The sequence below is a fragment of the Ancylomarina sp. YFZ004 genome, assembly GCF_054254355.1.
In genome coordinates, this window is sequence record NZ_JBTCHQ010000011.1 from 148,251 (window position 1) to 171,274 (window position 23,024).

At 36.0% G+C, this 23,024-nt stretch carries 19 protein-coding genes; 8 read left to right on the top strand and 11 right to left on the bottom strand.

The window, feature by feature from the left end; all coding sequences use genetic code 11:
- Window positions 1-12: 12 nt before the first annotated feature.
- The 8 genes from ACXR6G_RS16405 to ACXR6G_RS16440 all read right to left on the bottom strand — a co-directional run bounded on the left by ACXR6G_RS16405 (window position 13) and on the right by ACXR6G_RS16440 (window position 7,525).
- On the bottom strand, window positions 13-1,353 hold the full coding sequence (locus tag ACXR6G_RS16405) for a peptidoglycan DD-metalloendopeptidase family protein (protein ID WP_458362530.1): 1,341 nt from the start codon (window positions 1,351-1,353) through the stop codon (window positions 13-15).
- A 5-nt stretch (window positions 1,354-1,358) separates the two neighbouring features.
- On the bottom strand, window positions 1,359-1,733 hold the full coding sequence (locus ACXR6G_RS16410; protein ID WP_458362531.1) for a BlaI/MecI/CopY family transcriptional regulator: 375 nt from the start codon (window positions 1,731-1,733) through the stop codon (window positions 1,359-1,361).
- Between the two features lie 150 nt (window positions 1,734-1,883).
- On the bottom strand, window positions 1,884-3,518 hold the full coding sequence (gene groL, locus ACXR6G_RS16415; protein WP_458362532.1) for a chaperonin GroEL: 1,635 nt from the start codon (window positions 3,516-3,518) through the stop codon (window positions 1,884-1,886).
- 44 nt (window positions 3,519-3,562) lie between these two features.
- Window positions 3,563-3,841 carry a co-chaperone GroES gene (locus ACXR6G_RS16420; RefSeq protein ID WP_458362533.1) on the bottom strand — a complete coding sequence of 93 codons (279 nt, stop codon included), beginning with the start codon at window positions 3,839-3,841 and terminating at the stop codon, window positions 3,563-3,565.
- Between the two features lie 352 nt (window positions 3,842-4,193).
- A complete protein-coding gene (gene secG / locus ACXR6G_RS16425) occupies window positions 4,194-4,541 on the bottom strand; it encodes a preprotein translocase subunit SecG (protein ID WP_458362534.1) in 348 nt (115 codons plus the stop codon).
- Window positions 4,542-4,543: 2 nt separating this feature from the next.
- Entirely contained in the window at window positions 4,544-5,590 is a 1,047-nt protein-coding gene (locus ACXR6G_RS16430) for a hypothetical protein (protein ID WP_458362535.1), read from the bottom strand.
- Between the two features lie 120 nt (window positions 5,591-5,710).
- A complete protein-coding gene (locus tag ACXR6G_RS16435) occupies window positions 5,711-6,211 on the bottom strand; it encodes an LptE family protein (RefSeq protein WP_458362536.1) in 501 nt (166 codons plus the stop codon).
- 72 nt (window positions 6,212-6,283) lie between these two features.
- The gene (locus ACXR6G_RS16440; RefSeq protein ID WP_458362537.1) at window positions 6,284-7,525 is read right to left on the bottom strand and encodes a sigma-54 interaction domain-containing protein; all 1,242 of its coding nucleotides are present in this window, start codon (window positions 7,523-7,525) and stop codon (window positions 6,284-6,286) included.
- Between the two features lie 307 nt (window positions 7,526-7,832).
- On the opposite strand from ACXR6G_RS16440, the gene kdsB reads away from it, so the two are divergent.
- Window positions 7,833-8,582, top strand: a complete 750-nt coding sequence (kdsB, locus tag ACXR6G_RS16445) for a 3-deoxy-manno-octulosonate cytidylyltransferase (protein WP_458362538.1) — start codon at window positions 7,833-7,835, stop codon at window positions 8,580-8,582.
- Between the two features lie 207 nt (window positions 8,583-8,789).
- Here kdsB and ACXR6G_RS16450 read toward each other — a convergent pair whose 3' ends face one another.
- A complete protein-coding gene (locus ACXR6G_RS16450; protein ID WP_458362539.1) occupies window positions 8,790-9,737 on the bottom strand; it encodes a radical SAM protein in 948 nt (315 codons plus the stop codon).
- 547 nt (window positions 9,738-10,284) lie between these two features.
- Here ACXR6G_RS16450 and ACXR6G_RS16455 point away from each other — a divergent pair.
- Window positions 10,285-11,622 (top strand): MATE family efflux transporter, encoded by a 1,338-nt coding sequence (locus ACXR6G_RS16455; protein WP_458362540.1) that lies wholly within the window; start codon window positions 10,285-10,287, stop codon window positions 11,620-11,622.
- A 74-nt stretch (window positions 11,623-11,696) separates the two neighbouring features.
- Here ACXR6G_RS16455 and ACXR6G_RS16460 read toward each other — a convergent pair whose 3' ends face one another.
- Window positions 11,697-12,374, bottom strand: a complete 678-nt coding sequence (locus ACXR6G_RS16460; protein ID WP_458362541.1) for a Crp/Fnr family transcriptional regulator — start codon at window positions 12,372-12,374, stop codon at window positions 11,697-11,699.
- A 387-nt stretch (window positions 12,375-12,761) separates the two neighbouring features.
- On the opposite strand from ACXR6G_RS16460, the gene ACXR6G_RS16465 reads away from it, so the two are divergent.
- From ACXR6G_RS16465 to aspA, 4 genes are all read left to right on the top strand, one after another.
- A complete protein-coding gene (locus tag ACXR6G_RS16465) occupies window positions 12,762-14,075 on the top strand; it encodes an anaerobic C4-dicarboxylate transporter family protein (RefSeq protein WP_458362542.1) in 1,314 nt (437 codons plus the stop codon).
- A 50-nt stretch (window positions 14,076-14,125) separates the two neighbouring features.
- The gene (locus ACXR6G_RS16470; protein WP_458362543.1) at window positions 14,126-15,199 is read left to right on the top strand and encodes a type II asparaginase; all 1,074 of its coding nucleotides are present in this window, start codon (window positions 14,126-14,128) and stop codon (window positions 15,197-15,199) included.
- 149 nt (window positions 15,200-15,348) lie between these two features.
- Window positions 15,349-16,518 carry a porin gene (locus ACXR6G_RS16475; RefSeq protein WP_458362544.1) on the top strand — a complete coding sequence of 390 codons (1,170 nt, stop codon included), beginning with the start codon at window positions 15,349-15,351 and terminating at the stop codon, window positions 16,516-16,518.
- A gap of 434 nt (window positions 16,519-16,952) precedes the next feature.
- On the top strand, window positions 16,953-18,359 hold the full coding sequence (gene aspA, locus ACXR6G_RS16480) for an aspartate ammonia-lyase (protein ID WP_458362545.1): 1,407 nt from the start codon (window positions 16,953-16,955) through the stop codon (window positions 18,357-18,359).
- Window positions 18,360-18,562: 203 nt separating this feature from the next.
- Here the strand turns inward: aspA and ACXR6G_RS16485 are convergent, their stop codons facing one another.
- Entirely contained in the window at window positions 18,563-19,462 is a 900-nt protein-coding gene (locus ACXR6G_RS16485) for a hypothetical protein (RefSeq protein WP_458362546.1), read from the bottom strand.
- Between the two features lie 820 nt (window positions 19,463-20,282).
- On the opposite strand from ACXR6G_RS16485, the gene ACXR6G_RS16490 reads away from it, so the two are divergent.
- Window positions 20,283-21,869 (top strand): sensor histidine kinase, encoded by a 1,587-nt coding sequence (locus ACXR6G_RS16490; protein ID WP_458362547.1) that lies wholly within the window; start codon window positions 20,283-20,285, stop codon window positions 21,867-21,869.
- A gap of 3 nt (window positions 21,870-21,872) precedes the next feature.
- Window positions 21,873-22,571 carry a response regulator transcription factor gene (locus tag ACXR6G_RS16495; RefSeq protein ID WP_458362548.1) on the top strand — a complete coding sequence of 233 codons (699 nt, stop codon included), beginning with the start codon at window positions 21,873-21,875 and terminating at the stop codon, window positions 22,569-22,571.
- The last annotated feature ends 453 nt before the right edge of the window (window positions 22,572-23,024 follow it).

The window sequence follows — 23,024 nt, forward strand, 5'->3', positions numbered from 1 at the left end:
ATTAATCGATATTTATTTCCTTTTAAGCGTGGTAAAATCAATCAAGTCAGCGGGATTAACATTTTGTCCATCCTTCTTAATTTCAAAATGCAAATGTGGTCCAGTAGATATACCTGTATTGCCAACATAAGCTATTAAATCACCTTTTTTGACTTCAGCCTTAGTATTTACCGTTAATTTCGACAAATGCGTATAGCGACTTGCGTAATCACCAGCATGTACAATGACAATATATTTGCCATGACCACTTTGCCCATTTGCATCTGTTATATCAACAACACCGTCTGCAGTTGCATAAACTGGTGTTCCTATAGATGCTGCGATGTCAATACCATTATGAAATTTTTTCGAATTTAAAATTGGATGAGTGCGTAATCCATATGTCGCAGAGACTCTCACCTTGACTGCTGGCTTTATAGGTAGAGTAAAACTTACTTTTGAATCTGATATTTTATTCTCAGATTTATTTGTTTTGACTTCGGCATAATCAAAACTCAACATTGAGATAATGAGAACAGGAAGTATAAGTACCAGCTTCAAATGAGCCCATACTGATGTATTTGATTTTTTAATCATTTTTATACGTTTTAGTGTTAATGAAGATTTAAATGCACTTGTCAAATTAAAGTTCATTTTACTTTCAATATGCTGCACCAAACACTGTTGATAACCAATCTTATTTGTATCATCGATGACACAGGCTTGATCAGCACAGTATTCATGCACCTCGACCAAGGCATTTTTTAATAGATAGATAATAGGATTAAACCAGAAAAAGGCCTTGAGTAATTCTATTATAAGCAAATCGATACTATGCAACTGTTTTGAATGAATTGACTCGTGCAAAAGAATCTGCTTATTTTCTGTCTTTGAAAGAATTGACGGATTCAAAAAGACATAATTAAAGAAAGAATATGGCGAATGAGCTTGTTCCAAATAAATCAAGTTCAAATCACCTTCTTTTTTTATTTCATTGGCTCGAATGATTTTAAAAATTGAAATTAAATTTAAAATTAAACGACCTAAAATCGTTAAAACACCAAGACTATATAAAAGTGTCAACCAAAAAGCAGAATCAAAAATAGTCTCCTGCGAAGAATCAGGATCTACAACAAATAGTTGATCTTCGATAGAGTTCTCAAACTCCCAAACAATCTGATTTGCTTTAGCCAATTCCTCATGTTCAATCGTAAAATTAATTGAGGGTAGAACTAAAGAAAACAAAATGGCAGCGAGTAAATAAATGCGATTCCTCTTAACATGTGTTTCCTTTACCAATACAAGCTGATAAAAGCCATAGAATATGGCAAGACACAGGCCTGATTTAATTGAATATAGAATAAAGTCAGTCATCAGAATTAACTTTTTTTGTTTTTGATTTGTTCTTCGATTAAAGCTTTCATTTCTTCCAATTCACTTAAAGACAGATCTTGTTCTTTGGTGAAAAAGGAAGCAAAACCTTTTGCTGAGTTATTAAAGAAACTTTTTATCATTCCTGACATAAACTCACGGGCATAAACTTTTTTAGGCACTAAAGGAAAATACTGATGGGTTTTACCAAAGGTTTCAAATCCAATAAATCCCTTTTTAACCAGAATTCGAATCACGGTTGCAACAGTTGTATTAGCGGGTCGTGGTTCTGTAAATTCTGATACAATATCCTTAAGGAAAGCTTTTTCTAACTTCCATAGGTATTGCATAATTTGTTCTTCTGCTTTCGTCAATTCTTTCATGACTCAAACATACGACTAATAAACTAGTCGTGCAACTATTTTTATAGTTTATCTTTAATGAAATATTATTTATCCAAGAAATAAGTAGACACAAAAAGGGCTGTCGATATTGAAATCGACAGCCCTTTATATATTTATATGAAATCAGATTTACATCATACCTGGCATGCCACCACCCATTGGAGGCATAGCAGGAGCAGATTCTGCTTCCTTTTCTTCAATTAATACACACTCAGTTGTTAAGAACATACCTGCGATAGAAGCAGCATTCTCAAGAGCAACACGTGAAACTTTAGCAGGATCAATAACACCAGCTTCGATCATATGTTGGTACTCACCAATACGAGCATTGTATCCAAAGTCAGCTTCACCAGCCTTAACTTTATCAACAACAACTGCACCTTCACCACCTGCATTAGCAACAATCTGACGCAATGGCTCTTCAATTGCACGTTTCACAATCTCGATACCTACAGTCTCGTCTTCGTTGTCTCCTTTAAGGCCTTCTAAAGCTTCAATGGCACGAATATAAGCAACACCACCACCAGCAACAATACCTTCTTCAACAGCTGCACGAGTTGCACTCAAAGCATCATCAACACGGTCTTTCTTCTCTTTCATTTCGATTTCAGAAGCAGCACCTACATACAATACAGCAACACCACCAGCTAATTTAGCTAAACGCTCTTGTAGCTTTTCTTTATCGTAATCAGAAGTAGAATTATCAATTAAGGTTCTAATCTGAGCAACACGAGAGTCGATATTTTCTTTCGCTCCAGCGCCATTCACTATCGTTGTGTTCTCTTTATCAATAGTGATTTTTTCACACTGACCTAACATTTCGATTGTAGCTTGCTCAAGCTTCAATCCTTTTTCTTCAGAAATAACCACACCACCAGTCAGGATAGCAAGATCTTCAAGCATTTCTTTTCTTCTGTCACCAAAACCTGGAGCCTTAACAGCAGCAACTTTTAATGAACCTCTCAAACGATTCACAACCAAAGTAGCCAAAGCTTCACCTTCAATATCTTCAGCAATAATCATCAATGGACGACCAGCTTGTGCAGCAGGCTCAAGAAGTGGCATCAACTCTTTCATTGTTGAAATCTTCTTGTCGTATAATAAGATAAAAGGATTCTCAAGCTCAGCTTCCATCTTATCTCCATTGGTAATGAAATATGGAGAAATGTAACCACGGTCGAACTGCATACCTTCAACTACTTTTACGTAAGTTTCGGTACCTTTAGCTTCCTCAACAGTAATAACACCTTCTTTTTTTACTTTTTCCATTGCTTCTGCAATAAGAGAACCGATTGTCTCATCATTGTTTGCAGAAATCTTAGCAACTTGCTTAATCTTGTCAAAGTTATCACCAACTTCGATAGATTGAGATTTGATATTCGCAACAACAGCTTCAACAGCCTTGTCGATACCTTTTTTCAAATCCATTGGATTAGCACCTGCAGTTACATTTTTCAAACCTACGTTAACGATAGATTGAGCCAAAACAGTTGCAGTTGTTGTTCCATCACCAGCATCATCAGCTGTTTTAGAAGCAACCTCTTTTACCATTTGAGCACCCATGTTTGCACCTGGATCTGATAATTCAATTTCCTTAGCAACAGTCACACCATCTTTAGTAATTTGTGGAGCACCAAACTTACGATCGATTACCACATTTCTACCTTTAGGTCCTAATGTTACTTTTACTGCATTTGCTAAAGCATCAACACCTACTTTTAGTAGATCGCGTGCTTCTATATTAAATTTAATTTCTTTAGACATCTCTAATAATTAATGATTAAAACTAATTGAATTTACGATTGCAATTAAGCAATATATAGGATATCGGCTTGCGACATCAATAGATAATCTTCATTGTCGATACTCAATTCTACACCTGCATATTTACCGTAAACAACCGTATCACCAACCTTAAGTTCCATTGGCTCATCCTTTTTATCAGAACCGACCAATACAACTTTACCTTGCAATGGTTTTTCTTTTGCTGAATCAGGAATAATAATACCACTAGCTGTCTTCTCTTCTATTGCTATTGGATCAATTAAAATTTTGCCCGCAAGAATTTTTCCTTTTAAGTCTGCCATGATTTTAAATATTTAGGTTTATTTTTTTGTTACTTTAATTTAGATCTTCAAAGATCAAGCTGTTTAAATAAACAACATCCTGCTTTTGTCATAATCTATGCCAAATAAAAAATCTTGACATTATTGCAGTTCGAAGATTTATTCAAATCTGAATTTACATCTAAACAATCAATATAGCAAGATCATAAACGTTTTACTATATTATATCTTTCATTAAATCAAGGCACTATGATAGTATATAACAAAACACCTCCTTGAAATCTTGAATTGTCCTAAAAACATCAGGGTATAAAAAAAGTGTCAGTATGATGACATACTGACACTTAAATATCTTAGAAGATGTAATTTAAAATTACTCTGCCTTTTTTGTTTCTTCCTCTTTAGCAGGAGCTTCAGTTGGGAAAACTGGCACTTCAGGAGCTGTTTCAGTTTCCTGTAATTGCTGTTCGATAACCGATTTAGGAGCACCATTATTGCCACGATCAACGGTAGCAGCTGCACCCATACAAAGTGCAAAAAGAATTAAAGCTAATCCCCATGTTGCTTTTTCAAGAAAATCTGTAGTTTTCTTAACGCCCATAATCTGGTTAGAAGATGAGAAGTTAGAAGCTAATCCGCCTCCTTTTGAGTTCTGTACTAAAACGATTAAAACCATTAGCACACAAACAATAAGGATCAATACTGAAATAATGGTAAACATACTTATCTATTTTTTAATTTTTCTATTCTTTCTAATTGACTCGCAAAGTAAATATTTTTTTCGGGATTTTTCAACATTAATTTCTCATAAACAGCTTCAGCCTTGTCAAAAAGTTTCTGTTTAATATAAATCGCTGCTAAAGTCTCACTCATACAACCGACATCATCTTTCAAACTTGCCTTTGAAATATCAATCTGGTTTTCAGCCTTTTCATTGAGTTTTGGTATTCGAGGCTTGTTTTCTATAAAGTTGGAAATCAAGTCGAAATTCTTGTTAGATTTCTGCTTTTCTGTTGACTTTTTTTCTTCCTTTTTGTCTACTATTTGTACTGATTTTACATCCGAAGAGGCCAATCTCGACATCCAATCCGAAAAAGAATGATTTCCATTTGACTCGGGTTGATCAGCAGCTGGCTTATCATCTGAATTTAAAACATAAAAATTACCTCCAAAATCCATATCATAGATTTCAGATTCCAAATTTAGTAAATCTGAATTTACAGATTTCTTCAGATTAGATTCAACTGTTACTTTGTTCTGATTATCTATTAGGGTTTCAACTTGATTTTCATTGGAAACACCTGCTTCCAAATCAACAAAATCGATAATTTCACCATTTGTTTCACCTAGTAGTTCATCTTGTTGAATCGATACTGGGAGATCAGTTCCCAGAGAAGAAAAAATCAAGGCATCAGTCCCTTTATCATCTAAAGTAAAAACCTCTTCCTCCTTTTCTATCTCGACAACTGAAACCTCATCCTCTTTGTTTTTTGTTGATGAAGCTAGAGTTTGCTCTGCTTTATAAACAGGAAATTCTAACTTATCGTTTAGGTACAAATACAAACGACGACGATCTGGAATAAGTAGAGCTGAATTCTTTAATTCTTGACTAAAACGAATGCTCTTTTGTTGATTTAATGTCTTTAGTAACAACAAATAGGGTGCTTGGTAAAATGGATATTCATCAATAAGAGCTTTCAACTCTTTATGACTATTCCCATCCATTTTCTGTGGATCTTTTAACCAAGTTTGCAACAATTCCTTGTTCATTCTTCAATCATTTATTACAGGTTCCCAATTGGGAATAATACGATATTCAAATTTCCTGTTTATCGAATCTTCAGGCTCAATGTTAAACTTAAGGAAAAATGCATTAATAAACCTCAAGAATTACCAGTTAACTACCGATTGGTTGTAAATATCATCTAGAATTTTCTCCACAAGGTCATTTTCAACATCACTCAACTGACTATTACTATCAAAGTCTTCGAATGCAGAAAAGCTCTTATCGAAATCATTATCTGGATCAATCTCATTGGTGAATTTCACACGAATCGTAATTGTCAAACGGTTAGTCGAAGCAATATCATTACTTGTGATGTCCATCGCTCGCGTTTGGTAACCGGTTATTTCACCTGAGAAATTCAAATGGCCTTCACCATCAACAATCTCATTGAGAGAAGTACGGCTACGGAATTTTTCTTTTAAATCTTCAGTAAACTTATCACTCAGGTTAGGATTTACCAAAGGGGCTCTATTCTGAAAAAACTGCACAGAAAAAGTTTTCACTCCTATTGATAAAGTTCCTCCTGTAAATGAATAGCTCACTTTACATGCTGTAAATGCTAATCCGATAATTATAATGAGTAATGATGATTTGATCCAATTCATAATTCTAATTCTTACATATTCTATTTAAAATCTGCCTCGGTAAATATACTCAAAAGCAAGCTTTCAATCGATCTAATTAATATCGTATTCCTTAATTTTTCTATAAAGCGTTCGTTCCGATATGCCTAAGTCCTGAGCCGCATGTTTCCTTTTCCCATTATGTTTATCTAGAGCCTTACGAATCAGTTCCTTTTCTTTATCCACAAGCGATAAAGATTCTTCAACAAACTCTTCGGTATCCTGAATATGAGGCACGTCTACATGAGACACATTCCCTTTCGAAGATGAGAATGCTTGATGCTGTACCACATCCAACTCCTGATCTTCATAGAGTTTACGAATCAATATGGCATTTTTTTGCTGCAATTCATTAGAATCTCCATCCTTCTGCATTAAATCAAAAACCAATTTTTTCAGATCAGTCATATCTTTCTTCATATCGAAAAGGACCTGATATAAGATCTCTCTTTCCGAAGAAAAACTTTTCTCCTCACTTTTATCTTTCCTATAAATAGCGGGCAACATCTGCTCATCATTTACTGGCAAATAGTTTTCTAAAATCTCAGCTGTAATCAAACGCTCTTTCTCAATAATTGAGATTTGTTCGGTTATATTCTTCAACTGACGAATATTTCCTGGCCATCTATAAGCTTGTAGAAGCTGTTGAGCCCCCTCATTTAATCTTAAAGCTGGCATTCGATATTTTTCGGCAAAATCCTGAGCGAATTTTCGAAACAGAAGATAAACATCTTCACGACGCTTACGCAATGCAGGCATTACAATAGGAACCGTGTTTAGTCTATAAAATAAATCTTCTCTAAACTTCCCACTCTTTACAGCTTGTGGAATATTGATATTTGTAGCAGCAACAACACGTACATTCGTTTTTAAAACCTTTGATGAACCTACTTTCATAAATTCACCTGTCTCCAAAACGCGTAATAGTCGAACCTGAGTAGAAAGAGGTAATTCTCCAATTTCATCCAGAAAAATGGTCCCATTATTAGCAACATCGAAATAACCTTTACGATCGGACAAAGCACCTGTAAAAGCGCCCTTCTCATGACCAAAAAGTTCTGAATCTATTGTCCCTTCTGGAATTGCACCGCAGTTAACGGCGATATATGAAGCATGTTTGCGTGCACTAAACTGATGAATAATCTGGGGGAAGACCTCCTTACCTGTCCCACTCTCACCCGTAATGAGTACAGAAAGATCAGTAGGTGCCACTTGCACAGCAATATCAATCGCTCGACTTAGGTCATATGTATTCCCTATAATTCCAAAGCGTAATTTTATTTTTTGTACATCCATTCTTTCAATATTGATAGAAATTTGATTTTAATATCAAGCTGTTTGAGCTCATATAATCCAAAATTAGCTCTAAAAACCTGCAATTATTTCCGATTGCATGACAAAATTACTACTTTTTGGATAGATTTCTAAAAATGATGCTCCCATTCTTTGGTAAATAATGTTAATAATAAAACTGAAATTTATTTATCCCTAAGGAAATTTTAAAAGGAAAGGAACTTCTTATCTTTACTCAATCAAAAATAAATGAAGAGACACTCTCCTATTTAAAAATTGGAGAAGCATATAAAATACAAATAATAGACACATGAAATTCATAGGCATTATTCCAGCCCGTTATGCATCAACCCGTTTCCCGGGCAAACCTCTAGCCGATATTGATGGTAAACCCATGATTCAACGCGTTTACGAACAAGTGAAGATTGCATTAGATGATGTGGTTGTTGCAACTGATGACAGTCGAATAGAAGAGGCTGTTAAAGCTTTCGGTGGTGAGGTAGTCATGACTTCAAGCGAGCACCAAAGCGGTACAGATAGAATTGCGGAAGCCATTGAAAAGATCGAAGCTGAAAGTTCTGAGAACTATCAAGTGGTTATTAATATACAAGGTGATGAGCCTTTTATTCAGCCAGAACAGATCTTAGCGCTAAAAGATTGTTTTAAAACGGCATCGACACAAATTGCAACCCTAATCAAACCCATTGAAAACTCCGATGAGATTTTCGATATGAATAAGGTGAAGGTCGTTGTGAGCAAAAATCTTCGCGCACTTTATTTCAGTCGTTCGCCTATTCCATTTTTACGAGGAAGCGAAAAGGAAGATTGGATAAAGAAGCAAACCTATTACAAACACATTGGTATGTATGCTTACCGTAGAGATACGCTAAACGAGATAACCAAGTTGCCGCAAAGCCCACTTGAAATTGCAGAATCTCTTGAGCAATTACGATGGTTGGAAAACGAATATGTCATCAAAACTGACATCACAAAACATGAATCGATAGGTATCGATACGCCTGAAGATTTGGAACGCGTTAAACAACTTGGCTTGTTATAACAACAAATCAAAGTTGGCCACAAATTTCACATCCCGATAAGTATCGAGGATAACACAAATTTTAATTTGGCATATATCATGCTCTGACTATAAGCAATCTGTGCTTGTAGAGTATGAATAAATATAGATTGTGATGAACAAAAAGAGCCTACTTTTAAGTAGGCTCTTTTTGTATATTGTAGTTGCTTAGTGGAATTAAGCTAAATCTTATTTTCCATTTTTATTCTTAAGCTGATAAAAGACACCTCTTTCTTCTTCAACTCTATCAATTACCCCCTCTAAATCTAAAAGATCAAGATATTCATTGATTTTATTGCTATCCAAGCCTAGAATCTCTGTCAAATCTTCAAGTGTACATGGTCTTCGAGAAATAGTTTCAATAATAGCCGATTTTGAATCTTTACGAAAAGATTTAGCTTTATCGCTCTGCTTGGGTTTTGCTATGATTTCAACATTATCAATTTTCCAAAAATCTACGATACGCTGCAATTCATCTCTTGTTGCACCTCGTAGGTTAGGTACTGTTCCTGGTCTATCCAAAGTATTCAGTTGAATAGATTCCGGCTTAATTTTCACGATGACTTTTTTTAGTTCTTTAAGCTCATTTTCATGATCATTATAACCTGGTAAAATAAAGACCTCTAGCCATATTCTCCCCTTAAACTCATTACATAAAGCGATCAATCCTTGAATACAAGTATCAACACTCAAATTATCAGCTGGCCTATTAATTTTCTTAAAAACCTCATCAGTTGCTGCATCAAGAGAGGGAAGCAACAGATCAGCATGCATTAAAGCTGCCCTCACCTTCTCATCGTGAAGCAAGGTTCCATTTGTAATCACAGCAACTGAAACATCAGGATTTGTCTGCTTTATAAACTGGATAATATCACCAAGATGCAGGTTTAATGTGGGTTCACCCGAAGCTGTAACTGTAATATAATCTGGAGCAGGGTTATTTTCAAAGTAATGTTTCAATTCATCCTTAATACAGTCTGAGTTGATATATTCCTCACGATTAAGTGATAATTTTGTTGTTCTTCCAACTTCACAATACACACAATCTAACGAACACACTTTTTTAGGAACTAAGTCAACACCTAATGACATTCCCAATCTTCTAGAGGGTACAGGTCCAAATAAATACTTATACATTCTGCTTATTTTCAAATTCCATCATTCAATAATCTAATCTTCACTGAGCAAATGTAGGTATTATGGATCAATGCACGCCATCTAAAAAAGAACTATGGCCTATTCTTTATTCTTAATCGAAAGAATAGACGTTCCTACTAAATCTTCAATACAACAAGTCGATAGTATCGATAGCGTGAAGAATTAGAAAGAGTCAAACAATTTAGTCTATTATAATGCAATGAAGAGTCTACCTTAAACAGATTCTTTTTTTTATTTTGATAAAAGTCAAAAAACATTACCTTCGCGGCCTTAAACATATAATTAACGACTCACTTACATCGAGTTTTTGTTTTGCAACATTTCACACCTTGAAATCCGAAACGCCAGTTTCGAAAAGAGTACAAAACAAAAGATGTAAGCTGGAGGAAAAGGTCTCGTTTTACTACCATTTTTATTATTAATAACATCTGTATTTCAATAATGAAATGCCGCAATTTCGTGCGCACAACTGTTGCATGACATTGAAGTGCTTTATTGTGATATGGATGTAAAATTTCAACTCATTATGAGACTTTGGGAGCAACACGCGGGTGAATACAAAAAAACACTTTCACTTAGTATTCCTGTGATTATCGCACAGGCAGGACAAATTACAGTCGGATTAATCGATAATGTCATGATTGGTCAATTGGGCACAACTCCATTAGCTGCAGCATCATTTACCAATACACTATTCAATCTGGTTTTAATATTCGGGATGGGTTATTCATTTGCTTTAACGCCACTAATTGGCAAAAGCTGGGGTGAAAAGGATCATGCTTCCGTTGGCTCCTGGATTAAAAATGGTCTCATGGCAAATGCCTTTATGGGCCTTGCCTTAGCCCTACTTTTAATCATTCTATATGTATTTATGCCCTATATGGGACAGCCTCAATCGGTACTCCAACCTTCGCGAGATTATCTGGCTATCCTGATAGCCTCGGTGATACCCATGTTGATCTTTTTTGGCTACAAACAATTTGCCGAGGGGATTGGTGATACAAAAACAGCAATGAAAATTATGCTTTGGGCCAATGTGGTCAACACCCTAGGCAACTATATGTTTATGTATGGGAAATTTGGTGCACCCGAAATGGGGCTTACCGGAGCAGGAATCGGAACATTAATAGCTCGAATATTTATGGCTATCGCCTTTATTATCCTTTTCTATAAAAACCAGAAGTACAAATTATTTACCAAACTCTTCAATCAGGCTTCATTCTGTTGGTCTAAATTTATGCAGGTCGTAAAATTAGGTATTCCCCTTGGTGGACAAATTGTAATGGAAGCCTGTGCATTCGGACTATGTGCAATTATGATGGGATGGGTTAGCGAAGTCGGTATGGCTGCACACCAAATAGCTATTACCCTTTCGACATTGGGATTCATGATTTATCAGGGATTAGGCTCAGGAACGACCATACGTGTTAGTCATTATAAAGGAGCGAATAATAAGGAAGGCATAATTCGGGCTACAAAAACGGCTATGAATTTAATGTACGTCTACTGTGCTTTTTCTGTCATTCTGTTTGTAGGTGCTCGTAATATATTACCTCTCATGTTTACCTCTGACACCACGGTTATACAACTAGCGGCTCAAATGTTGATTGTTTGTGGCGTATTTCAACTTGTAGATGGTATTCAGATTGTACTTGTAGGAACCTTAAGAGGATTTGCTGATGCTAAAATTCCTGTCATCATAACCTTTATATCTTACTTCATCGTTTCTCTCCCATTCAGCTATATGTCAGCATTTGTATGGGGTTTTGGTGCAGTGGGTATCTGGTTTGGATTTCCTATAGGGCTGATTGTTTGTTCAGTTCTATTCCAAATGCGATATAAATATATACTCAGGAAGATTTAATCAGAAAACAAGCTAATAAAAAAAAGAGATCTAATCATAGATCTCTTTTTTTGGCTTTTATATATAAGGATGATTTATCCTTTTTTCTTAATTTGTATCAAGAGGTCAATGTTCAGAAGTTCCACCCATTTATCTTCAACCTTGATAATCTTCTCCTTATTAAATTTTGAAAAAGTGTGGATGACACTTTCTCGAGAATAACCAATGGTCTCAGCTATCTCTTTTCTCGAAAAGGGCAATTTAAAGGTATTGGCATTTTCCATATGAGCATAGTGCAGTAAAAAAGTAGCCAAACTTCCCTCTACATTCTTATTGCTGTACATCACCATTCGCTTTACTTGGCGGTGCGAAGTCATCGACATGGTTTCAATGATACCCATGGCAAAACTACCATTGGTTTTTATTAGTTGTTTGAATACAGCGATATCTATCAGCAATACCCTGGTGGTTTCCATTGCAGTAGCCGAAATATGATAGGTCTTATCATAGAAGGCATGCGACAAACCCAAAAATCTGAACTCAGGCGCCATGCGAATCGTATTGTTTCGCCCATCAGATTCGATATTAATCTTAGCTAAACCACTTAAAACGTAATATATATGTGTCGCAAAACTTCCTTGCTTTATAATATTCTCATTCTTCTTAAAGTCAAGAGTTGTACTATTATTAATAATCATGCTCACATCCCGACCAGAAAGGGATGAAAAGCAAGGGTGCTTCAAATATTGCTCTAATGCTAAATTCTCGTCCATACTAATTCAATATTAAAATTTTTCATCAGCAAATATCTGCTATTTTTTCTCAACATGCATGATACAAGTTACTTAATTTCGAATTCATAGAGTAAAATAACTCACCATATAAGCTGATGTGTTAAAATAGCAAAAAAAAACACAGCCTCCACAACCAATCCTATTGTCCACTAAGTCATTGACTATCTTGAAAAACGAAAACAAATAAACAAAAAACAAAGTACATAGCTATGCTAGGGTGAGATATTTCACCATCAGTGATGAAGTATCCTCTTCTTTAGAGTAATTTACCCGCTCCAATTCCGTGTCCAGCAACAGATTACAAGGTATATCTGAAATGAAATAGCCATATATCTTTACCACCGAACTAGATAAAGAAATAAGCATATGTTTTGGATTGAATTTGCGGTCGTATTAATAGCAATTTTTGTTGGAGCCCGATTAGGGGGTATTGGTCTTGGAGTAATGGGGGGTATTGGTCTTACCGTTTTAACTTTTGGATTTAATCTACAACCTACGTCACCTCCTATAGATGTGATGCTGATGATTGTATCAGTAATTACTGCCGCTGCAGCCATGCAAGCCGCTGGAGGATTGGACTATTTGGTGAAACTAGCAGAAGGCGTACTTCGAAAGAATCCCAATCGAATTACCTACTATGGTCCAATTGTATCCTACTTGTTTACACTAGTAGCCGGTACTGGTCATGTATGTTATTCCATACTACCTGTTATATCAGAGGTAGCACGCGAAACGGGCGTACGTCCAGAGCGACCATTGTCTATTGCAGTGATTGCATCTCAACAAGCTATTACAGCAAGTCCTATATCAGCAGCAACCGTTGCTCTATTGGGTATGCTAACACCATACGACTTTCAATTGATCGATATATTAATGATCAGTATTCCTTCTACTTTCTTTGGCGTTTTGTTGGGAGCATTTGCTGCCAATAAAATGGGAAAAGATTTAAAAGACGATCCTGAATACCAAAAACTTCTAAAAGAAGGAAAGCTAAAATCTAATTCTGAAAGAGTAGATAAAGAAGTACCTACTACAGCTAAAATATCAGTTGCCTTATTTATTCTTGGGGCATTCGCGATTGTCATGTTCGGTTCATTTGAAAGTTTGCGCCCCGTATGGAACGTAGGTGGTGAGATGATCAAAATGGGCATGCCTGCAACCATTGAGATGGTGATGATGGCTATTGCAGCCTTAATCCTGCTTTTCTCAAAAGTTAAAGTTGAAGACGTTGCCAAAGGGAATGTTTTTTCAGCAGGAATGCAGGCAGTAATTGCAATCTTCGGAATTGCCTGGATGGGTGATACCTTCTTCGCAGCCAATATGGAGTACTTGGGCGGTGGTATTAAAGAGATGGTAACCAATATGCCATGGTTATTTGCCTTCGCATTATTTGTGCTTTCAATCCTACTTTATAGCCAGGCAGCTACAGTTCGTGCACTAATGCCTTTGGGTATTGCGTTGGGTATACCTGCTCCTGCACTTATTGCTATGTTCCCATCGGTAAACGGATACTTTTTTATTCCAAACTACCCGACTGTAGTCGCAGCAATAAATTTTGACCAAACGGGTACAACACGAATTGGAAAATACCTACTGAATCATAGTTTCATGATTCCGGGCATGGTCGCTACCATTGGAGCGGTTTCAATGGGCTTCCTATTAGTTTCAATACTATTCTAGAATAGCCAAAAATAAAACTTACTACTAATTAATAATTTAAAACTAAGATTATGAACCTGAAACAAAAATTTACTCGAGTATTACTTCTGGTAGCTATTGTTAGCATGGGAGCACTGTCTACCCTAAATGCACAAACATTACCAAACCTGACGATTATCGCAACTGGTGGTACCATTGCAGGATCAGGTAATTCAAGCATCAAATCAAACTATACTGCAGGTGTAGTAACAGTTGATAAATTGATAGCTGCTGTTCCTCAAGTTATGGAATTAGCTACAATTAAAGGTGTACAGATTTCTTCGATCGGTAGCCAGGAAATGAACGATGCTGTTTGGTTGAAACTTGCTAAGAAAATCAACTTATTGTTGGCATCTGACGAGTGTGATGGTATTGTGATTACTCACGGTACTGATACAATGGAAGAAACTGCTTACTTTTTGAACCTTGTTGTAAAAAGTGACAAGCCAGTTGTATTGGTAGGATCTATGCGTCCAGGATCAGCAATGAGTGCTGACGGACCAATGAACCTTTTCAACGCTGTAGCTTTAGCAGTTAACCCTGCATCTAAAGGACGTGGTGTTATGGTATCAATGAACGACCTTATTTTAGGTGCTGACGATGTAACTAAAACGAACACAACAAACGTTTCTACGTTCCAGTGTCCTAACTTCGGTTCTTTAGGTTATATGCACAATGGTCAGCCTACTTTCCGTCGTGCTACAACTGCTAAGCACACAACTGCTTCTGAGTTCGACATCACTAATTTAAACAAATTACCTCAGGTAGATATCATTTACGGTTACTCAAACGCCAACGCTGTTGTTGTTGACGCATTTGTAAAAGATGGTGCTAAAGGTCTTATCCACGCAGGTGTAGGTAACGGTAACCTTTACCCAACTGTAATGGATGGTTTAGTTGCTGCTCAAAAAGATGGTATTCAAGTGGTACGTAGCTCTCGTGTATTTTCTGGTTCAGCTACTTTAGATGCTGAAGTTGATGATGACAAATTTAACTTTGTTGCTGCTCTTTATAAGAACCCACAAAAATCAAGAATCCTTTTGATGTTGGCTTTGACAAAGACTAACGACTACAAAGAAATTCAGAGAATGTTTTACGAGTATTAGAAATCTGATTCAGTAGAATCATTTCCAGTATTGTATTAAAAATTAATCCTGGGGAGGATCGAGTGGTCTCCTCCCCTAGGGTTCTTTATCCCAAATTTTCGGGAAAACCGCTCAATTACTTACAAAAGAAACCTATTTAAACTACTAGGATGAATTTCAAAAAATATATTATCGCTTTAGTTGCTGTTCTTACCATAGGTGGAACAGCAATGGCTCAAGAAGCTTTAAACCTAAAAACTTTAGAGAAAAAGATAGCTGCTTTAGATCAAAAGAATGACTCTTTTAACTTCTACCTAAATCTTCAAAATTCTGCTAACGTCTATTTGAATGGCGGCGATTATGAAGGAATCGATTTCAAAACAAACCAAATGCGTTTAGAAATGCGTGGTGAAGTGGTTAAAGGTATCCGTTACCGTGTTCGTCACCGTATGAATCGTGGCACTTCTGCTGAAGGTTTAGATAACCTATCTCGTGCTACTGATATTGCTTCTATCTCTATCGATGTTGCAAAAAACTTCACTATTACTGGTGGTAAGCAATGTACTGCTTTTGGTGGATATGAGTTCGACTTGAACCCTATTGACATTTACCAGTACAGCGACATGATCGATTATATGGATAACTTCCTTACAGGTGTGGATTTTGCATACCAGGTGAAAGGTCAGGAATTCCGTTTTCAGGTTGTGAATTCTCGCAACGATTATATGGATAATATCTACAATGGATTGAATGGTGTAGAAGCTAGCAAGAATGCATTGGGTTATACATTAAACTGGAATGGTAGCCTTTTCGACGGTATTGTACAGACTCGTTGGTCTTACTCACTTTTCGAAGATGCTAAGGATATGAACACAAATTATATCGCTTTGGGTACTCAAGTGAAATTGGGTAAGAAAGCTCAGTTACAATTCGATTGGATGAACTCTAGCGAGGACATCGACCGTAAAGGTATTGTGTCTGATATGATTAATACCAATGGTGGTGAGTATGTACGCGCTACTGACGTTGTGTATAACTCTTTTGTTGCTAAAGTAGATTACCGTTTGAACAACAAATTCAACATGTTTGTGAAAGGTATGTACGAAACTGCAACCAACAAAGGTAACACAGATGAGAACCTAAACGACGAATTCCGTACATCATACGGTTATATGACTGGTTTGGAATATCACCCTATTGCTGATGGCTTGAAGATCTTCTTCACATACACAGGTCGTCACTTCGATTACGATAGCAATTTGACTGAAAGCATGGGACTTAAAGATCAGCATACAAACCGTTTCTCAATTGGTATGGTTTACAGACTGAAAATGTACTAGACGCTATGTTATTAAGGATTAATTAAATGTTACAGTCTGAATTCACAATTTAAATAAAATGCAGCTCGCATTTTAAAACCTACTGTTACAAAATATCCGAGAGGGGTATCTGTTCAATCAGGTATTCCTCTTTTTACAAGTCACTAATAAACAAAGACTTCATCATCTAGAGGTGAAATATTTCACTCCATCATAGGCGATAAAGAGTTCAATTTTAAGTCGAACAGCATAGCATATTTCTCTAAGTATACTGCTACTTGATCTACTTTTGAACTGAAATAAAAACAACAAATCTGAGCTTAAGAATTCTTGGAAACAAAAGCCTCCTCAGACAATCTCATTCACAGAAATGTGGCGAGTTAATCAAAAGGGACACAATAATAAAGGATAAAAGCAATCAGATAGATTCATTAATAATTATAGGAATTCCTTCGATGAAAACAAGACAAGAACACGATCTATTAGGTTACAAAGAGGTACCAGCTGATGCTTACTATGGCATCCAAACACTTCGCGCCGTTGAAAACTTTGATATCTGTGGTGTAAAACTTAGCTTCTATCCTCTATTTATTGATGCCTTAGCAATGGTAAAAATGGCTTCTGCTAAAGCAAATAACGAACTAGGATTACTTTCTGATGAGCTGACAAAAGTAATTGTTAAAGCTGGTGAAGAAGTTTTAGCTGGTGAATATTACGACCAGTTTCCTGTTGACATGATTCAAGGTGGTGCAGGTACATCAACCAATATGAATGCCAACGAGGTGATTGCCAACCGTGCTTTAGAATTGATGGGATTAGAAAAAGGTGACTACGAGCACTGTCATCCAAACAACCACATCAACCTTTCACAATCTACAAATGATGCCTATCCTACGGCTATCAAGATTGCTCTAATCAATCACAACACCCGTTTGATTGAGGTATTGAAACAATTAATTGAGGCTTTCCATGCCAAAGGAAAAGAGTTTGACCATGTGATTAAAATGGGTCGTACCCAACTACAGGATGCTGTACCAATGACACTTGGACAGGAATTCGAAGCTTATGCCGTTAACCTTGAGGAAGAAATTGCACGTTTGAATCAAAACGCACAATTGTTCCGCGAAGTGAACATGGGAGCAACCGCTATTGGTACAGGAATTAATTCTGAGCCTGACTATTCTGAAAAAGTGGTGAAACACTTACAGCAAATCACCGATTTGGATATTGTTTTAGCTGGTAACCTTATTGAGGCTACTCCTGATACAGGGTCTTACGTGATGTATTCTTCAGCACTAAAGCGTTTGGCTATCAAATTGTCTAAGATTTGTAATGACCTTCGTTTGATGTCTTCAGGACCACGTTGTGGTTTTAATGAGATTAACCTGCCAGCAATGCAGCCAGGTTCTTCAATTATGCCAGGTAAAGTAAATCCGGTTATTCCAGAAGTGGTAAACCAGGTTGCGTACAAGGTTATTGGTAACGATTTGACTGTAACTTTCGCTGCTGAAGCCGGACAATTGCAACTTAATGTGATGGAGCCAGTATTGGTAAGATCTATTTTGGAATCAATGGAGATGCTTGAGAATGCAATGAACGTTCTAAATACAAAATGTATCTCCGGTATTACTGCCAACGAAGAGCATTGCCGTGCTATGGTTCTAAACAGTATTGGTATTGTTACCGCATTGAATCCAACTTTGGGTTACGAAGCCTCTTCATTACTAGCACAGGAAGCGCTTGCAAACAATCGCAGCGTTTACGATTTGGTATTGGAGAAAAAGCTATTGACCAAAGAGATGTTGGACGAATTGCTACAACCAGAGAGAATGATCAAACCTCAGAAGTTTGTGACTAAATAATAGAATACAGATGGCGCTGAGCGATATCAGCGTCACTCTAAATTTACCTTTCAAAAGTGAGAAACGGCAAGTTCGCTGTTTTAGAATAGTACTCGATTCTAAAACAAGTGGCTTGCCGTTTTTTGTTTAAGCGGATGGGTTTTGAAGACCTACTCCCCCAATGATCTACGAGCGTGTATTATCTCCTGCTTTTAATTATTATTCTAATATTTAAATATTAGAATATCTGAAGCCATCATAGGATGACCATTAACTTCGTTTTTATCTAGTTTTCTTCCTCTTCTCCATTTATCATACGGTTCTCTCCAATACCATGTGAGATTATCACGAGGTTTTTCATGAGACAAGCCTAAAACTACATTTTGTTGAGATGTTTTATATTTCTTTTTCCTTATTGTAACATATGTATCCGCAATACTATTGGGTAATGCTTCCACTGCGATAAAGAAACCAGTTGGAGGAAAGTTAATTTGATACTTTATTAGATCTACAACGACCCATTCCTCACCAATTGTACCAGATGTATATATAGCTTCCGGCAATAGATCTTTACCAGGATCATTTGTAAGGCTGTCAACAGCATATAAATGTATCCTGAATTTTTTATCGGGAGTTCCATCATTTGTTATGTAGAAACGCACATTCTGAATAATGCCATCATAACTTTTCTGATTCGGGATGTAAAGAGCAAATTGTCTTTTAAAAGTAGTCTTATACCAACCTTTAGTCTTCTTTTTATAAATTCCAAAAGTTTTATTTTTTTTCCTTTTAACCTTTTGCGTTGAAACAGTAACTTCCCCAATAGAATAATGCTTTGGAGTAAGTAATATTTCTTTAACATCACTTGCCAAGTAATTAGCCAGTGGCGCTTTGTAGGTTTCATATCCTAAACATTGCACATATAAAGTATCTTCACGACCTATTTTCTCTAATTCAATAAAAAAAGACCCATCCTTCCATGTTATCGTCTTATGATCTTGTAATAAAACACCTGCATAAGATATAACATCCTTAGAATTAGAATCCATAACGATCCCTTTGACGACTTGTTGAGCAAATCCAATATGGGGAATAATAAAGCAGAGCAAAAGTAAATTCTTCAAATTTGTAATTTAATAAATTATTGATCTCACAAATGTCTATTTAAAACAATCTGAGAAGTTGGTTTAACATGGCATTAACGTATATGTACCATCAATATTGATGGTAGCTCTCTGATATCTTAAAAAAAATCATTCCTATAAGATGATACTAAAGTATTAAATCTAAACTAAGACACATACTGTCAAGTTTGTCAAATTCCTAATACCCATAAATACCTTCTTCAATTTTTATCAGCGATAATCTGTGTTATCAGCGGGAAATAGATACTGTATGATTTCGTCATTCCCTGACATTCACAGCTTGCCTAAAGTCAGAGAATGACAGATTTATGCATTCCAATCACTTACCCCGGCATTTATGCCGGGGTTCGCAGGCAATTCACAAAAGGACTTTAGTCCTCAAATATTCAGAATAAAAACACAGGGCTAAAGCCCAATCTTCACACAATTCATTAGTACCGCTCTAAAGAGCGATGCTAATGATACTGAATCAATAGGACGAAAAAGTTAGGATACCCTGAACTTTACAGCTTGTCTATAGTCATCCCGATAGCTATCGGGACATGACGGACAGAAACAAAAGATTCATCAAGAAAAAAAAGAATGACTTCTGAGTGGATAAGATATCCCCAAGTCAAAACCTGCAGATAACATATCTGCAGGAGCAATTATATTCTTATCTCGTTAATCCGATAAATCAGCGGGAAAAATAAATTAACCCTAACTTTAACTTTTCCTTAAGTTTAATTAGCTGTTCATTAAGAGTCAAAATCTAGTTCAATTATTAAATTTGTAGATAAGCGAAACTTAAACTGTTCTTATGAATAAAAAACTCATCATCGGTCTTATCGTTCTCATGTCAATTTCTTTGATTGGTATTATTGGGGTTCAAGTCTTATGGATTCAGAATAGTATTCGTGTTGAAGAGAAAAAATTTGATGATAATATCAAGGATATATTAGAGACTGTTGTTGAGAATTTAGAACAAGATGAAGACATTCACATCATTGGGAAAGGCCTCAATTGGGTCAAAGAAATTCATGGCGATGATAATGAAATTGTCAAAATATCAGAGTTTATAGACAATAAGACTCACAGGAAACATCAAAAGATTATTATTACTGGAGATCACGATTCCCTTTCTAAAAAAAAGTTTCTCGAAACGAGAGCAAAAATCTTAATTCAATCGGATGATACAGAACTTGAAGTTCACGGTGATTCTTCTGAAGACAAAAATTCAACGATTGACATTAATATCAATCTCACAGACACCGATACCCTGATTCGAATAAAAAATAAGGAAAAGCAAATAGAACACCTATTCAGTAAGGTTATTTACGAATACAAACTAAAGGACAACAAGCTTGAAGACAGAATTGATCAGGAGGATATTGCCAATCAATTGAATTTAGCTCTCGAGAATGAAAACATCGAAATCGACTATCAGTTTGGTGTATCCAACAGGCAAAACAATAAGCTCATATTCAGTTCTGATTCCATTCAAAACCCCATCATTTTAAATTCGAAATACAAACAGAGTCTATTCCCTGGTGATGTTTTCAAAAAAAACAATCAACTATTTGTTGCTGTAACAAATCGCGGTAGCCTGGTTTATAAGAGTATTCTCCCTTTATTAATTCTTTCGGGAATTTTCACATTCTTCATTCTAGCTAGTTTTGTGGCCACTGTCATTTTCATATTCAAGCAGAAAAAAATCAGCGATATCAAAACGGATTTCATCAATAATATGACTCATGAATTCAAAACGCCTATTGCAACTATTGCCTTAGCTAGCGATTCAATTGTCAATACTAAAGTTATTGGTCTGCCTGAGCGTATTCGATATTTTACCGCCATCATTAAGGACGAGAACTACCGAATGAATAAACAGGTTGAGAATATCATGCAATTATCTCTGTATGGCAAACACGAATTGGAAATTAACCCACAAGCTCTACATTTAAACGAAAGCATACAAAAGGCCGCCGAGCACATTCAACTCCAGATTGACGAACGAAAAGGAAGTTTGAATCTGAAATTAGATGCCATTAATGATATTGTAAAAGTCGATGAAGTTCATTTTTTCAATGTCCTTTTCAACCTACTCGACAATGCCATTAAATACTCGGAGGGAAATCCTGAAATTGAAATCGGAACAAAAAATGTGGGACGACAGATCTGCGTTTGGATTAAAGATTCAGGAATGGGTATGAATCAAAAAACTCAGAAACGTATTTTCAAAAAATTCTATAGAGCACAAACAGGAAATATTCACAAAGTAAAAGGCTTTGGGCTTGGACTGAGCTATGTGAAATTGATTGTTGATCGACATATGGGAGATATTAAAGTCAGCAGTAAAATTGGGCAAGGTACATGTGTTGAGATTAGTTTACCTTTAAATGTATAAACGATGGAAACAGCTATAAAAATATTACTTGTAGAGGATGAAGCGAACTTCGCAGCTGTAATGAAAAGTTATCTCGAACTTTCTGATTTCACTGTCGACCATTGTGATGATGGACAAAAAGGCTACGATCATTTTATGAAAAATGAATACGACTTATGCATTTTAGATGTGATGATGCCCGAAATGGACGGCTTTACGCTGGCTAAAAAAATAAAAGATCTCAATCCAACGATTCCTCTTATTTTCCTTACTGCAAAAACCCTTAAGGAAGATATTATACAAGGTTATAAAATAGGAGCTGACGACTATATTACCAAGCCATTCGATTCGGAATTACTCATTTATAAATTAAAAGCTATTCTGAATAGAAACCTGAATGAAGAGAATGGGAATAGTAAGAATGAGTTCAAAATTGGAAACTTTGTATTTATTCCCCGTTTAAGGACGCTAACAGGTGAAGATGAAGAATTCAAACTCTCACCTAAAGAATCAGAATTGTTAAAGCTATTATGCGAGAGTGAGGACGAGGTTCTGCCAAGAACAAAAGCTTTAAAAGTAATATGGGGTGATGATAATTTCTATACGACAAGAAGTATGGACGTTTATATTACCAAACTGAGAAAGTATCTTAAAAAAGATGCATCCATTAAAATCGAAAACATTCACGGGAGTGGCTTCCGTTTATTAAGTCTGAAGCAATAAATCCTAAAATCAATACATCGCTCTAAAGAGTAATTTTGATTGAAAATTCACCGCAAAGCCCGCTAAGATTTTTTCGCAAAGCACGCAAAGAGCTTAAGGCACTTATTAGGTCTTTGCGAACATTACAGACTTGGCACTCTTCGCGGTTAAGCTAAATCCAATCATCCCAAATCAATTAGTCATACCCTGATATTTACAGCTTCCCTATAGTCAGAGCATGACGAGTGACCCATTATTATCTGCTAAATCAGCAGGAAAATCCTACCCTCAAGAACACTTTACTTTCCCATTTCAAAACCTTCTCTTAACATTGGGAGCCAACATCTAATGTTTTATTAATATTCCTTTTAAACTGACTTAATGCTGTAGCATTATACTTGCAATATGATTTTATGGACAGAACAAATCAAACAGCTGTTCGCAAAATTAGTTTAAAACAGACAAATATTTTTA

Excerpts from the sequence above, each read along its gene's own strand:
- ACXR6G_RS16410 (WP_458362531.1), bottom strand. The coding sequence starts at position 1,733 with ATGAAAGAATTGACGAAAGCAGAAGAACAAATTATGCAATACCTATGG.
- ACXR6G_RS16495 (WP_458362548.1), top strand. The coding sequence starts at position 21,873 with ATGGAAACAGCTATAAAAATATTACTTGTAGAGGATGAAGCGAACTTC.
- ACXR6G_RS16470 (WP_458362543.1), top strand. The coding sequence starts at position 14,126 with ATGAACCTGAAACAAAAATTTACTCGAGTATTACTTCTGGTAGCTATT.
- ACXR6G_RS16430 (WP_458362535.1), bottom strand. The coding sequence starts at position 5,590 with ATGAACAAGGAATTGTTGCAAACTTGGTTAAAAGATCCACAGAAAATG.
- kdsB (WP_458362538.1), top strand. The coding sequence starts at position 7,833 with ATGAAATTCATAGGCATTATTCCAGCCCGTTATGCATCAACCCGTTTC.
- ACXR6G_RS16460 (WP_458362541.1), bottom strand. The coding sequence starts at position 12,374 with ATGGACGAGAATTTAGCATTAGAGCAATATTTGAAGCACCCTTGCTTT.
- ACXR6G_RS16420 (WP_458362533.1), bottom strand. The coding sequence starts at position 3,841 with ATGGCAGACTTAAAAGGAAAAATTCTTGCGGGCAAAATTTTAATTGAT.
- ACXR6G_RS16475 (WP_458362544.1), top strand. The coding sequence starts at position 15,349 with ATGAATTTCAAAAAATATATTATCGCTTTAGTTGCTGTTCTTACCATA.
- ACXR6G_RS16455 (WP_458362540.1), top strand. The coding sequence starts at position 10,285 with ATGAGACTTTGGGAGCAACACGCGGGTGAATACAAAAAAACACTTTCA.
- ACXR6G_RS16490 (WP_458362547.1), top strand. The coding sequence starts at position 20,283 with ATGAATAAAAAACTCATCATCGGTCTTATCGTTCTCATGTCAATTTCT.
- groL (WP_458362532.1), bottom strand. The coding sequence starts at position 3,518 with ATGTCTAAAGAAATTAAATTTAATATAGAAGCACGCGATCTACTAAAA.
- ACXR6G_RS16450 (WP_458362539.1), bottom strand. The coding sequence starts at position 9,737 with ATGTATAAGTATTTATTTGGACCTGTACCCTCTAGAAGATTGGGAATG.
- aspA (WP_458362545.1), top strand. The coding sequence starts at position 16,953 with ATGAAAACAAGACAAGAACACGATCTATTAGGTTACAAAGAGGTACCA.
- ACXR6G_RS16465 (WP_458362542.1), top strand. The coding sequence starts at position 12,762 with ATGTTTTGGATTGAATTTGCGGTCGTATTAATAGCAATTTTTGTTGGA.
- ACXR6G_RS16435 (WP_458362536.1), bottom strand. The coding sequence starts at position 6,211 with ATGAATTGGATCAAATCATCATTACTCATTATAATTATCGGATTAGCA.
- ACXR6G_RS16440 (WP_458362537.1), bottom strand. The coding sequence starts at position 7,525 with ATGGATGTACAAAAAATAAAATTACGCTTTGGAATTATAGGGAATACA.
- secG (WP_458362534.1), bottom strand. The coding sequence starts at position 4,541 with ATGTTTACCATTATTTCAGTATTGATCCTTATTGTTTGTGTGCTAATG.
- ACXR6G_RS16405 (WP_458362530.1), bottom strand. The coding sequence starts at position 1,353 with ATGACTGACTTTATTCTATATTCAATTAAATCAGGCCTGTGTCTTGCC.